Annotated in this window: 13 protein-coding genes and 3 pseudogenes; 15 read left to right on the forward strand and 1 reads right to left on the reverse strand. The window is 66.9% G+C overall.

Annotated elements, in window-relative coordinates; translation table 11 throughout:
• Both CSW62_RS00005 and CSW62_RS00010 read left to right on the forward strand, forming a co-directional pair.
• Positions 1-375 (forward strand): annotated as a pseudogene (locus CSW62_RS00005) (tryptophan--tRNA ligase); the annotation flags it as partial.
• Between the two features lie 47 nt (positions 376-422).
• The gene (locus CSW62_RS00010; protein ID WP_233206580.1) at positions 423-809 is read left to right on the forward strand and encodes a universal stress protein; all 387 of its coding nucleotides are present in this window, start codon (positions 423-425) and stop codon (positions 807-809) included.
• Between the two features lie 156 nt (positions 810-965).
• Here CSW62_RS00010 and CSW62_RS00015 read toward each other — a convergent pair whose 3' ends face one another.
• Positions 966-2234, reverse strand: a complete 1269-nt coding sequence (locus CSW62_RS00015) for a cytochrome P450 (protein WP_099575198.1) — start codon at positions 2232-2234, stop codon at positions 966-968.
• Between the two features lie 145 nt (positions 2235-2379).
• On the opposite strand from CSW62_RS00015, the gene CSW62_RS00020 reads away from it, so the two are divergent.
• From CSW62_RS00020 to metK, 13 genes and pseudogenes are all read left to right on the forward strand, one after another.
• Positions 2380-2958: a NifU family protein gene (locus CSW62_RS00020; RefSeq protein WP_099575199.1), complete on the forward strand. Its 579-nt coding sequence runs from the start codon at positions 2380-2382 to the stop codon at positions 2956-2958.
• Positions 2959-3038: 80 nt separating this feature from the next.
• Positions 3039-3626 (forward strand): malonic semialdehyde reductase, encoded by a 588-nt coding sequence (locus tag CSW62_RS00025; protein ID WP_099575200.1) that lies wholly within the window; start codon positions 3039-3041, stop codon positions 3624-3626.
• A gap of 75 nt (positions 3627-3701) precedes the next feature.
• Positions 3702-4344 (forward strand): annotated as a pseudogene (locus tag CSW62_RS00030) (DUF1131 family protein).
• 3 nt (positions 4345-4347) lie between these two features.
• A pseudogene (tsaB, locus tag CSW62_RS00035) lies at positions 4348-4993 on the forward strand (tRNA (adenosine(37)-N6)-threonylcarbamoyltransferase complex dimerization subunit type 1 TsaB).
• Entirely contained in the window at positions 4990-5442 is a 453-nt protein-coding gene (gene rimI, locus CSW62_RS00040) for a ribosomal protein S18-alanine N-acetyltransferase (RefSeq protein ID WP_099575201.1), read from the forward strand. Before tsaB ends, rimI begins: the two are co-directional and overlap by 4 nt.
• A 43-nt stretch (positions 5443-5485) precedes the next feature.
• The gene (locus CSW62_RS00045; RefSeq protein ID WP_099575202.1) at positions 5486-5893 is read left to right on the forward strand and encodes a Fur family transcriptional regulator; all 408 of its coding nucleotides are present in this window, start codon (positions 5486-5488) and stop codon (positions 5891-5893) included.
• A gap of 63 nt (positions 5894-5956) precedes the next feature.
• A complete protein-coding gene (miaB, locus tag CSW62_RS00050; protein ID WP_099575203.1) occupies positions 5957-7309 on the forward strand; it encodes a tRNA (N6-isopentenyl adenosine(37)-C2)-methylthiotransferase MiaB in 1353 nt (450 codons plus the stop codon).
• Positions 7306-8250, forward strand: coding sequence for a PhoH family protein (locus CSW62_RS00055; protein ID WP_199170474.1), 945 nt, complete (start codon positions 7306-7308; stop codon positions 8248-8250). The genes miaB and CSW62_RS00055 overlap by 4 nt, the downstream gene beginning before the upstream one ends.
• A gap of 36 nt (positions 8251-8286) precedes the next feature.
• On the forward strand, positions 8287-8754 hold the full coding sequence (gene ybeY, locus CSW62_RS00060) for an rRNA maturation RNase YbeY (protein WP_199170695.1): 468 nt from the start codon (positions 8287-8289) through the stop codon (positions 8752-8754).
• An 8-nt stretch (positions 8755-8762) separates the two neighbouring features.
• Entirely contained in the window at positions 8763-9668 is a 906-nt protein-coding gene (locus CSW62_RS00065) for a hemolysin family protein (protein WP_099575206.1), read from the forward strand.
• Positions 9665-11257 (forward strand): apolipoprotein N-acyltransferase, encoded by a 1593-nt coding sequence (gene lnt / locus CSW62_RS00070; RefSeq protein WP_099575207.1) that lies wholly within the window; start codon positions 9665-9667, stop codon positions 11255-11257. Before CSW62_RS00065 ends, lnt begins: the two co-directional genes overlap by 4 nt.
• 34 nt (positions 11258-11291) lie before the next feature.
• Positions 11292-11729, forward strand: a complete 438-nt coding sequence (locus tag CSW62_RS00075; protein ID WP_099575208.1) for a helix-turn-helix domain-containing protein — start codon at positions 11292-11294, stop codon at positions 11727-11729.
• A 113-nt stretch (positions 11730-11842) separates the two neighbouring features.
• Positions 11843-13066: a methionine adenosyltransferase gene (gene metK, locus CSW62_RS00080; RefSeq protein ID WP_099575209.1), complete on the forward strand. Its 1224-nt coding sequence runs from the start codon at positions 11843-11845 to the stop codon at positions 13064-13066.
• Positions 13067-13128: the final 62 nt, after the last annotated feature.

Here is a 13128-nt window from a genome sequence, read left to right on the forward strand (position 1 = left end):
ACCGATGACGCCGACACAATCGCCGGCAAGATCAAGAAGGCCCGCACCGACCCGGAGCCGCTGCCCGAGACCCTTGAAGAGCTGACCGCCCGCGCCGAGGCCGACAACCTGGTCGGCATCTTCGCGGCCCTGGCCGGCAAGACCAAGGCCGAGGTGCTGGCCGAATACGCCGGCAAGGGCTTCGGGACCTTCAAGCCTGCCCTGGCCGAGCTGGCGGTCGAGAAGCTGGCCCCGGTCGGCGACAAGATGCGCGGCCTGCTGGGCGATCCGGCGGTGCTGGACGCGATCCTGGCCAAGGGCGCGGCCAAGGCCTCCGAGGCCGCCGCCCCGACCCTGGCCGAGGTCAAGAAGCTGGTCGGCTTCTGGGGGGCTTGAGATTCCGGGGGCTTGAGGTTGGCGGTGAAGCGGCGTTCTGTCTGGCCATGACCGACGCCGCTTCATCTAGTCGCCGCAAGTTCCTCGTCGTCGCCGATGACTCGCCGGAGTTCGCGGCGGCGCTGAAATACGCCTGCCGCCGCGCCCGCTCGACCAACGGTCATGTGGCGCTGCTGAAGGTGATTTCGCCCGCCGAGTTCGAGCACTGGAGCGGCGTGCGCGAGGAGATCGAACGCCAGGAGCGCGAGGAGGCCGAGGCTTTGCTGCAGAGCCTCGCCGGTCAGGTGGTCGCCGCCACCGGCCTGCCGCCCGAGTTCATCATCAAGCACGCCGACAGCGTCCGCACGGCCCTGAAGCAGGTCATCGCCGCCGATCCGGCCATCAAGATCCTGATCCTGGCGACCTCGACGGCCGGCCGTGGCCCGGCCCGCTGATCTCCGCCATCGCCAAGGACGGCGTCGGCTTCGCGGGCCGCAAGCTGCCGGTGACCGTCGTGCCGGGGGACCTCACCGACGCCGAGATCGAGGCGTTAGCGTGACGCCTCCCGCCAAAGTGGCCGCCGGTTTGGCGTCAGGAGGCGTCAAAACAGATCAGTTGCGCTCCGGGATCCGGACCATCATCCGCTCATAGCCCTTCACGAAGGTCGAATAGACCCGCTTGGGCTCCTCCAGAACCTCGATCCGGGGGAAGCGCTTGAGGATCTCTTCCCAGACGATCTTCAGCTGCATCTCGGCCAGGCGGTTGCCGACGCAGCGGTGGATGCCGAAGCCGAACGACAGGTGGCGGCGGGCCTGGGGCCGGTCGATGATGAAGGCGTCGGCGTTCTCGATCACCGTGTCGTCGCGGTTGCCCGAGACGTACCACATGACGACCTTGTCGCCCTTCTTGATGGTCTTGCCCGACAGCTCGAAGTCTTCCAGCGCCGTGCGGCGCATGTGGGCCAGCGGGGTCTGCCAGCGGATGATCTCCGAGACCATGTTGGGGATCAGGGTCGGGTCGGCGCGCAGCTTGGCTTCTTCCTGCGGGTTCTTCGACAGGGCGTAGAGGCCGCCGGTCAGCGAGTTGCGTGTGGTGTCATTGCCGCCGACGATCAGCAGGATGACATTGCCCAGATACTCCATCGGCGGCATGTCGCGGGTGGCCTCGCCGTGGGCCAGCATCGAGATCAGGTCGTTGCCCGGCTCGGTCTGGTTGACCCGCTCGTTCCACAGATTGGTGAAGTAGCCCAGGCACTCCAGCAGTTCGGCGCGGCGGGCGTCCTCGCTCTCGATGATGCCGCTCTCGGGCGAGGCGGTGGCGACGTCCGACCAGCGGGTCAGCTTGCGGCGCTCTTCCCAGGGGAAGTCGAACAGGGTGGCCAGCATCTGGGTGGTCAGTTCGATCGAAACCCTGTCGACCCAGTCGAACGGCTCGTCGATCGGCAGCGTATCCAGGATCTGGCAGACCCGTTCGCGGATGACGCCTTCAAGGCGGCCCAGGTTCTGCGGCGAGACGATCGGGCTGACCGTCTTGCGCTGGATGTCGTGCTTGGGCTGGTCCATGGCGATGAACATCGGCAGGACGAAGTCCTCGTCGAAGTTCCGGATCGTGATGCCGCCCAGGTGCGCGTCCGACGAGAAGACCTGGTGCGTCGTGTCGACGGTCATGATGTCGTTGTAGCGGGTGATCGACCAGTAGGGACCGGTCTCCTCGTCGCCTTTCGACCAGTGGACCGGGTCTTCTTTCCGAAGCCGCTCGAAATAGGGCCACATGGCGTCGGCCTGGAACAGGGCCGGGCTGGCCACGTGGATGTCTTCCAGGGGCATCGCGTAGGCTTCAGCCCGCGCGGCTTCCTTCAGGTCAACCGAACCATCGCTCATCTTCAGGATCCTCCGCGGACCATTGTTATGCCGCCATACCGCCAGAAAATGACGCCTGTGTCACTTTTAAAATTCGCCGGTCTACCGTCTTGTGAACGCGGCGGCCGGTCTTGCGTCACGAGGCCGCGAGGTCCATTTCAGGGCCATGTTCATTCAGACCGAAACCACCCCGAACCCCGAGGTCCTGAAGTTCCTGCCCGGCCGCGAAGTGCTAGGCGAGGGCGCGCGGGAGTTCCGCACCCCGGAAGAGGGCGACGTCTCGCCGCTGGCCAAGGCCCTGTTCGAACTCGGCGACGTTTCGCGGGTGTTCTTAGGTCCCGATTTCCTGACCGTCACCAAGGGCGAGGACGCCCAGTGGCCTCACCTGAAGGCGCCGATCCTGGCGGCCATCATGGACCACTTCACCAGCGGCCGGCCGGTGATGCTGGACCAGGCCTCCGGCGCCGAGGGCGGCCACGACGAAGACGGTGTCTATGACGAGGACACGGCGCAGATCGTCGCCGAGATCAAGGAACTGCTCGACACCCGCATCCGTCCGGCCGTGGCCCAGGACGGCGGCGACATCGTCTTCTCCCGTTTCGAGCCGCAGACGGGCGTGGTCTGGCTGCACATGCGCGGCGCCTGCTCGGGCTGCCCGTCCTCGTCGGCGACCCTGAAGGCCGGCGTCGAGAACATGCTCAAGCACTATGTGCCGGAAGTGACGCGGGTCGAGCAGACGCTCTGAAGCGCGAAGGGTTGATCCCGTCGCGCGGGCGGCTATATCGTAACCCATAGAGTTACAGATAGCCTTCCGAAGGATCCATCATGGCCAAGATCGACGACGGCGCGCTCGCCCAGCTGTTCACCGAAGCCCGCACCCGCAACGGCTGGGACCCGACCCCACTGCCGGAAGAGACCCTGCACGCGTTGTACGACTTGGTGAAGTTTGGCCCGACGGCCGCCAACGCCAGCCCGGCCCGGTTCTATTTCCTGACCTCGCCGGAAGCCAAGGCGCGCCTGGCCAAGCTCGCGTCGGGCTCGAACGCGCCTAAGATCCTGCAGGCGCCGGTGACGGTGATCGTCGGCTACGACCTCGATTTTCCGGAAACCCTGCCCAAGCTGTTCCCGCACGCCCCGGGCGCCAAGGACTGGTTCAGCGACGTGACGGCCCGCGAATGGGGCGCGCTGCGCAACAGCTCGCTGCAGGGCGGCTACCTGATCCTCGGCGCTCGAGCCCTTGGCCTGGACGCTGGTCCGATGTCGGGCTTCGACAATGCCGGTGTCGACGCCGAGTTCTTCGCGGGCACGAACATCAAGAGCAACTTCATCGTCTCGATCGGCCACGGTACGGACGAGGGCCTGTTCCCACGCAACCCGCGCCTGACCTTCGACGAGGCGGCGAAGATTCTCTGACTTTAAGTGACAGCCTCTGTCGGCTTTGCCGACAGGTTGGGTGACGGCGGAGGGGCATCGAGCTAAAACGCCCGGATGACCCTCCGCCACACTCTCCTCGCCCTCCCGCTCGTGCTGCTCGCCGCCTGCGGGCCGGCCAAGAAGGACGAGGCCGCCACGGCGCCCGCCGCAGAGACTGGCGCGAAAGCTCCCGTCCACGTCGCCATCGCGCCCTATGTCGGCGGCCCGCTGAAGATCAGCAACGACGGCGTCGGTCCGATCAATGGCTCGGTCGCCTTCGACCTGGCCACGCTGAAGGTGCTGTTCCCGAAGGCCAAGGTCGACAGCGCCTTCCTGCACTTCGGCGAGGGTCCGCCTCAGCCGATCATCAATGTCGAGCAGGACAACGTCCCCTTTGGCCGAGATCGGCAAGAACGATGAGGCCGAGATCGCCTATGTCCGCGTCGAGGCCGGCGACGCTCGCGGCCCCAAGGACGAACAGCTGCTGGCAAAGTGGGCCGATCTCGGCTTCGCCGTCGACCAGTGCCGCGCCGGCGAGGGTCGCGAGATCAACCAGACCATCTGCGTGCGCCCCGAGGCCCCGAACGTCTCCTACGTGTTCGGCGTCCCCGGCTATACGGGCAAGACCGTTCCGCCCGAGGCGACCCTGAAGGCAAAGGGCCAGTTGAACAGCTTGATCTGGCGTCCGGCCGAGGGCGCGGTCGTCGGCGCCGGCTGATCCATGATCCTGTCGATCGACACCTGCCTCGGCGCCAGTTCGGTCGCCGTGCTGGACGGCGAGCGCGTGCTGGCCGTGCGGAGCGAAGCCATGACCCGCGGCCACCAGGAGCGCATCGGCGTCCTGGCGCGGGAAGCCGCCGCCGATGCGGGTGTGGCCTTTACCGACCTCACCCGCATCGGCGTTACGGTTGGTCCCGGCTCATTCACCGGCCTGCGCGTCGGCCTTGCCTTCGCCAAGGGCCTGGCCACGGCGCTGTCGATCCCGTGCGTCGGGGTCAATACGCTGGAGAGCCTGGCCTACGGGACCAAGGGCTTCGTCGCGGCCGTGATCGATGCGCGGATGAGCCAAGTCTATATCCAGGGCTTCGCCGACGGCGTTTCACTGATGGCCCCGGACGCCCTGGGCCTCGGCGAAGCCGCGGCACGGCTGGCCGAACTCTATTCCGGCGGACCGGCGACCTTGATCGGGTCTGGCGCGCCGCTGCTGTCCGACGCGCTGGGCCACGCGACCGTCCTGACGCCTGTCTCCCGATCCGGTCGCCGTCGCCCGCCTGGCCGCCGCCAAGCTCGCTCCGACCCATTCGCCACGTCCGCTTTATCTGCGCGCGCCCTATGCGACGCTGCCCACGGCTCAAGCCGAAGCATGAACCTGCGTCCCGTTGGGCCCGAGGCCTCTTTCGATCTGGCCGATATCCACGACAAGGCCTTCGACCGGCCCTGGACGGCGCTGGAGTTCGACGACCTGCTGAAATCCCCGGGCGCGTTCGCGGTGCTGGGCGAGGCTGGCGAACCGGCCGAGGCCAAGGGCTTCATCCTGTGCCGCTCGATCGCCGGCGAGGCCGAGATCCTGACCATCGCCGTCGATCCGGCCGCCCGCCGTCGCGGCTGGGGCGCCGCACTGGTGGAAATCGCCGCCGGAATCGCCGCCGAGACCGGGTCCGAGGCCATGTTCCTGGAGGTCGCCGCCGACAATCTGGCGGCCATCGCCCTCTACCAGACGACCGGTTTCGCCAAGGTCGGCCTGCGCAAGGGCTATTATCCCCATCCAGATGGGGCCAAGGACGCGCTTGTCATGCGGCGAGCGCTTAACACTTAAGGGCCGACCGCCTATCTTGCCGCGACTCAGACGGAGCTCCGCCGTGGATCGACTCGAAAAGACCTGTATCGAAAAAGGCATGCGCATGACGGACCAGCGCCGCGTGATCGCGCGCGTGCTGTCGTCGGCCGACGACCATCCGGACGTCGAGGAGCTGCACCGCCGGGCCCACGCCATCGATCCGCACATCTCGATCGCCACGGTGTACCGCACCGTCCGCCTGTTCGAGGAAAGCGGCATCATCGAGCGCCACGACTTCCGTGACGGCCGCTCGCGTTATGAAGAGACGCCCGACCATCACCACGACCACCTGATCGACATGAAGACCGGCAAGGTCGTCGAGTTCGTGGACGAGGAGATCGAGGCGCTTCAGAACGCGATCGCCCGCAAGCTCGGCTACAAGCTGATCGACCACCGTCTGGAGCTCTACGGCATTCCGCTCGAGGACTGAGCGGTCGCGGGTGTGACCCTGACGAACTTGCGCCCGGGGCCGCGTGACCCCATAACCTCGCGCATGAGCGAGACCCCGCAAAAGCGCCTCTATATCAAGACCTACGGCTGTCAGATGAACGTCTATGACAGCGAGCGCATGGCCGATGTCCTGCGCCCGCTGGGCTATGGCGTGGTCGATGATCCGGAAGGCGCGGACCTGGTGGTGCTGAACACCTGCCACATCCGCGAGAAGGCGACCGAGAAGGTCTATTCCGAGCTCGGCTACATCAAGCAGATGAAGGATCGCAAGGCGCAGGACGGTGGTCGCATGACCATCGCCGTGGCCGGCTGCGTGGCCCAGGCCGAGGGCAAGGAGATCATGCATCGCCAGAAGGCGGTCGATCTGGTCGTCGGTCCGCAGGCCTATCACCAGCTGCCGGAGCTTATCGCCCGCGCCCACCGCGCGACCGGTGAGCGCCTGGCCGCCGACTTCGCCGCCGACGAGAAGTTCGACGCCCTCCCGGCCGAGCGCCACGTGACCGGGGTCACCGCGTTCCTGACCGTGCAGGAAGGCTGCGACAAGTTCTGCACCTTCTGCGTGGTGCCCTATACGCGCGGCGGCGAGTGGTCGCGGCCTGTTAACGACATTGTCGAGGAGGCCAAGCAATTGGCCGGCAAGGGCGTGCGCGAGGTCACTCTGCTGGGCCAGAACGTCAACGCTTATGATGGCGACGGCTCTACCTTGGCCAAGCTGGTGCGCGAGCTGGCCAAGATCGATGGTCTTGACCGCATCCGCTACACGACCAGCCACCCGCGCGACATGGGCGAGGACCTGATCGAGGCTCACGGCGAGCTGCCGGAGTTGATGCCCTACCTCCACCTGCCGGTGCAGGCGGGATCGGACAAGATCCTCAAGGCCATGAACCGCGATCACACGGCCGAGAGCTATGTGAAGCTGATCGAGAAGATCCGCGCCGCGCGACCGGACATCGCCATGAGCGGCGACTTCATCGTCGGCTTCCCCGGCGAGCGCGACGGCGATTTCGAAAAGACGCTTGAGCTGGTCCGCGAGGTCGGCTTCGCCTCGGCCTTCTCGTTCAAATATTCGCGCCGCCCGGGCACGCCAGCCTCGGCCATGCCCGGCCAGGTCGACGAGGCGGTCAAGGCCGAGCGCCTGGAGCGCCTGAACCAGCTGCTGGACGAGCAGCAGCGCGCCTTCAACGCCAGCCAGGTGGGCAAGGTCATGCCGGTGCTGTTCGAGAAGTCGGGCCGCCACCCTGGCCAGATCGTGGGTCGCAGCCCATATCTGCAAGCCGTGCATGCCGAGGGCCCTGAAAGCCTGATCGGCATGATCGTGCCTGTCCGCATCGAGAGCGCCGCCAAGATGAGCTTGGGTGGTGTGCTCGAAACCCAGTCCGCTTTGGAGACCGCTTGAGCCGTACGCCTGAGTTCATGCCGCTGTCCGACGACGCCGTCGTCGCCGTTACCGGCCCGTCGGGCCGTCACGCCGCCCTGATCGAAGACGCCTTCAAGGTGCTGATCGAGACCCCAGGCGGTGGCGTAACCATTACCGGCGACGCGCGCGGCCGCACCGGCGCCAAGCGGGTGCTGCAGACCCTGGCCGCTCGCGCCGACGCTGGCGAAGAGGTGGTCGAGGCCGACGCGCGCATCGCCATCGGCTCGGCGCATGAGACGGGCGGCCAGGCTTCGCCCCGCGCGGTGCGCAAGGGTAGCGTCTCGCCCAAGACCAAGGGCCAGGCGCGGTACATGGAGGCCATGGCCACCTACCCGCTGAGCTTTGGCCTGGGTCCCGCCGGGACGGGCAAGACCTTCCTGGCCGTGGCCCACGGCGCCGGCATGCTGATGCGCGGCGAGGTCGATCGCCTGATCGTTACCCGCCCCGCCGTCGAGGCGGGCGAAAAGCTGGGCTTCCTGCCGGGCGACCTGAACGAGAAGGTCGACCCCTACATGGCCCCGGTCTGGGAGGCCCTGACCGACATCATGGGCGCGGACCAGCTGCGTCGCCGCCGCGAGAAGCTGGAGATCGAGGTCGCCCCGATCGCCTTCATGCGCGGCCGCACCCTGGCCCACGCTTTCGTCATCGTCGACGAGGCCCAGAACTGCTCGCGCCTGCAGATGAAGATGGTCCTGACCCGCATCGGCGAGGGGGCCCGCATGGTGGTCACCGGCGACCCGACCCAGGTCGACCTGCTGAATCCTCGCGATTCGGGCCTGGCCCATGCCGTCTCGATCCTGGAAGGGGTCGAGGGCGTGTCGGTGTCGCGCTTCACCTCGGCCGACGTCGTGCGCCATCCGCTGGTCGAGCGGATCGTGAAAGCCTATGACGCCGACGCGGCCCAAAGCACGCCCCGGTAAGTGAGTACGCTCCTCTAAATGACCATCACCGTCGACATCGAGATCGAAGACGAGGCCTGGACCAGGGCGGAGCCGGATACCGAGGCCCTGGTCTGGCGCGCGGCCCAGGCTGTGCTCGACGCGCACGAGGACATCGAGGGCCAGGGGATCGTGATCCTGCTGACCGATGATGACAGCGTTCAGGCCCTAAACCGCGACTTCCGCCAGAAGGACTATGCGACCAACGTCCTGTCCTTCCCCTCGCCCCAAAATCCGGAAGCCAATCCCGAGGGCCAGATCGGCGACATCGCCCTGGCCTATGGCGTCTGCGCGCGCGAAGCGGCCGAACAAGGCAAGTCTCTGGCCCACCACCTGCAACATCTGGTGGCGCACAGCGTGCTTCATCTCCTAGGATATGACCACGAGAACGACGAAGAGGCGGAAGCCATGGAATCGTTCGAGCGCGAAATCCTGGCGGGTCTGGACGTTCCGGACCCTTATGCCGGCGATGAAGAGGGGCGCTGACAAGGGCCATGCCCAGCGACGAGCCTAGTCAACAGCCCGCCGGTCCGGTTCGCAGAAGCCGGGGCGTGCGGGCGTTTTTCCGGCGTATGCGCCGACAGCTGACCGGCGGCGAGCCCGCGCGGCCGCCCGAGCCGCCGCCCGTGACCGGCGCCGTCGACATCGTCGACCAGGCCGAGGCCTTCCAGACCCTGCGGGTCGCCGACGTCATGACCCCGCGCGCCGACATCGTTTCGGTCGAGCTGTCGACCCCGTTCGAGACGGTGGTCGCCCAGTTCGCCGAGGCCGAGCACTCGCGGATGCCGATTTATCGCGAGACGCTCGACGATCCCGTCGGCGTCGTCCACGTCAAGGACATCTTCCGACTGCTCTCCGACGAGGCCAAGCGGCCGGCGGCGGGCGATCTGGTGCTGAACAAGCTGCGCCGTGACGCGTTGTACGTGCCCGCTTCGATGAAGGCCGCCGACCTGCTGCTCCGCATGCGCACCAGCCGTATCCACATGGCCCTGGTCATCGACGAGTTCGGCGGCACCGACGGTCTGGTCTCGATGGAGGACCTGATCGAGGCGGTGGTCGGCGAGATCGACGACGAGCACGACGACGCGGCCGCCGTCGCGATCGTGGCGCGTCCGGGCGGGGTGTTCGACGCCGACGCCCGCGCGCCGCTGGAAGAACTGGAAGCCGCCCTCGGCCGCGAACTGGCCCCCTCCGACATGGAGGAGGACATCGACACCGTCGCCGGCCTGGTCGTGGCGTTGGCCGGCCGCGTGCCGCAACGGGGCGAGGTCATCGCCCATCCGGACGGCTATGAGTTCGAGGTGGTTGAGGCCGACCCGCGCCGGGTGCGCCGGGTGCGCGTACGCGGCGGTTCGTCGCCGCAGACCGCGCCGGTCGCCGAGGATGTCTCTGCTTCGTGACCGCCTGGAAGGACTTCCGAGCGACGGCCTGGAGCGGCCCGGTCCTGGCGCTGCTCGCGGGCCTGGCCGCCGCTCTGGCCCACCCGCCGTTCGGCTTGCTGCCGGGATTGCTGGGTTACTCCGGGCTGCTCTTCCTTTTGGACGACGCCAACCCTGCCAAGCCGTTGCGCTCGGCCTTCTGGCGCGGCTGGCTGGCCGGGGTGGGCTATTTCGCCCTGAGCACCTGGTGGATCGCCGAAGCCTTCATGGTCGACGCCGCAAACCAGGGCTGGATGGCCCCGTTCGCGGTGGCGGCCATGGCCGGGGGTCTGGCGCTGTTCTGGGGCCTTGCGGCGCTGCTCTACCGCTGGGTCCGACCGGCTAGCGCCTGGCGGGTCCTGACCTTCGCCGGCGCCTTCGCGGCGCTGGAGTGGGCGCGCGGCCACGTGCTGACCGGCTTTCCCTGGAACCTGCCGGGCGAGACCTGGCGGGCGGGCTCCTGGCCGTCCCAGGCGGCCGCCCTGGTCGGCGCCTACGGCCTTACCTGGATCACCCTGGCCATCGCCGCCGCCCCTGCCGTGTGGCGCGAGGGCAAGGCGGGGAAGGTCGCGCTGGGCGCCGCCGTCGCCGGCCTCGTCGCGCTCTATGCCTACGGTGCGGTGGTCCAGTCGCGGCCGCTGGCCAAGGGGCCGCCGACGACCGTGCGGATCGTTCAGGCCGACATCCAGCAGGACGCCAAGTGGGACGCCGTCCGCTTCTCGCAGATCGTGCAGTCGTACGTTTCGCTGACCGCGACGCCCTACCAGGACAGGCCCGCGGACATCGTGATCTGGCCCGAGGGCGCCCTGCCGGCGGCGACCAACGACTATCTCGCGCCGGGGACCTGGGTCCGCCAGGCGATCGTCGACAGCCTTCAGCCCGGCCAACTGCTGCTGATCGGCGGCTACCGTTACGAAGGTCCGGTCCAGGCGCCGGTCTATTACAACAGCCTTATCGCCCTGCGCCGCACGGCCACGGACATCGAGGTGGTCGGGGTCTATGACAAGCATCGGCTGGTGCCGTTCGGCGAATACCTGCCGGCGGAGAAGTTCCTCACCCTCATCGGCTTCAAGAGCCTAGCGCATCTGGGCGACGGCTTCGCCACCGGTCCGCGCCCGGCCCCGCTGCGCATCGGGCCCGACCTGCTGGTCCAGCCTCTGATCTGCTACGAGAGCCTGTTTCCGGGCTTGGCCAAGCGCGATCCGAACGTCCGGGTTTTGATCAATGTGTCGAACGACGCCTGGTTCGGCGTGACGTCCGGGCCCTTGCAGCACCTCAATCTGGCTAGCTATCGCGCCATCGAAAGCGCCAAGCCTATCCTGCGCGCAACCCCCACCGGAGTAAGCGCTGTCATCAACGCGCGTGGTCGAATCGTCCCGGGGACCCGGCTCGATTTAGGCAAAAGCGGCGTCGTCGACGCGCAAATACCGGGGATGGGTGAGGTTACACCCTTCGACAACTTGGGGAATCTCGCGTTTCTTGCGCTTCTACTGATATCTGCGGTTGTGTCAGTTCGCTTTCGAGCAGGTGAGTCCTTTTCCTCTATTGCGCGCGTGAAAGACTTAGGCTGAATTAAAACCGCAATTTCAGCTATCAAGCGTGGGTATGAGCGACCTGCCGCACACCGAGCGCCACCCCAATCCCATCGACCTGCACGTCGGGGCCCGCATACGCATGCGCCGAAAGATCCTCGGCGTCAGCCAGGAGCGATTGGCCGAAGACCTGGGGCTGACCTTTCAGCAGGTCCAGAAATATGAGCGCGGGGCCAACCGGGTCAGCGCCAGCAAGCTCTACGAGATCGCCAGGAGCCTGCAGTCGTCCGTGGCCTATTTCTTCGAAGGTCTTGCCGACACCGCCAGCGAGGGCATGGCCGAGGGCGGCGAGCTTTTCGTCCACGATTTCCTGATGACGTCCGAAGGCCTGGAACTGGCCAGCCTGTTTCCCCGGATCACCAAGCCGAAAGTGCGTCGACGGATCCTGGAGCTGGTCCGCTCTATGGCCGAGGAAGCGGAAGCCGACGAAGCCGACAACGACGAGGGCTAAGTCTCTCAAGCTCCGCTTGATCGCATAAACATATCTTTATATGGTTCCTGTCTAACTGACGCCGTACCGGGCGCCTGTCCGCGTGCGCGGAATTTCATGACCGGAGCTGTCTCTTGAGCCGTTCGTCCTACATTTTCACCAGCGAGAGCGTCTCCGAAGGTCACCCCGACAAGGTCGCCGACCGTATCAGCGACACCGTCGTCGACGCCTTCCTGACCGCCGATTCCGAGGCGCGCGTCGCCTGCGAGACCCTGGTGACGACCAACCGCATCGTCCTGGCCGGCGAGGTTCGCGCCGGTAAGCCGGACGGCGACAAGAAGGCCAACAAGGAACTGACCAAGGACATCCTCGCCTCGCTCGAGCCCAAGGTTCGCGCGGCGATCAAGGATATCGGCTACGAGCAAAAGGGCTTCCACTGGCAGAAGGCGAAGTACTCGAACTTCCTGCACGGCCAGTCGGCGCACATCGCCCAGGGCGTGGACGCCACCGAAAAGAAGGACGAGGGCGCCGGCGACCAGGGCATCATGTTCGGCTATGCCAGCACCGAGACCCCGGAGCTGATGCCGGCCACCCTGCAATACAGCCATAACGTGCTGAAGCGCTTGGCCGAGCTGCGTCACAGCGGCGAGCTCTCGGAGCTGGAGCCGGACGCCAAGAGCCAGGTGACCTTGGAATATGATGGCGCCGGCCGTCCCGTGCGCGTCGTCTCGATCGTCGTGAGCCATCAGCACAAGAAGAAGATCGACGGCAAGGCCGCGACCTCCAAGCGCGTGCTGGACCTGATCAAGCCGCACATCCTGCCGGTCTTCCCGGACGGCCTGATCACCAAGAAGACCCAATGGCTGGTCAATCCGACGGGCCGCTTCGAGATCGGTGGTCCGGACGGCGACGCCGGCGTCACCGGCCGCAAGATCATCGTCGACACCTACGGCGGCGCGGCCCCGCACGGCGGCGGCGCGTTCTCGGGCAAGGATCCGACCAAGGTCGACCGCTCGGCCGCTTATGCCTGCCGCTACCTGGCCAAGAACGTCGTGGCCTCGGGCCTGGCCGACCGCTGCACCATCCAGATCGCCTATGCGATCGGCGTGGCTCAGCCCGTCTCGTTCCACGTCGATCTGCACGGCACCGGCAAGGTCGATCCGGCGATCCTGGAAAAGGTCCTGCCGCAGCTGATCGGCGGCGCCACCCCGCGCGCCATCCGCGAACACCTGCAGCTGAACCGTCCGATCTACGCCCGCACCGCCGCCTACGGCCACTTTGGCCGCACGCCGGACAACGAAGGCGGCTTCTCGTGGGAGAAGACCGACCTCGTGGGCGAGCTGAAGGGCCTGGCGTAAGCCAGACCCTCGACCTTCCTTGACGCGGGCTCCGATCCAACCGGGTCGGAGCCCGTTTTCAT

Source organism: Caulobacter sp. FWC2 (assembly GCF_002742625.1).
Taxonomy (GTDB): Bacteria; Pseudomonadota; Alphaproteobacteria; order Caulobacterales; family Caulobacteraceae; genus Caulobacter.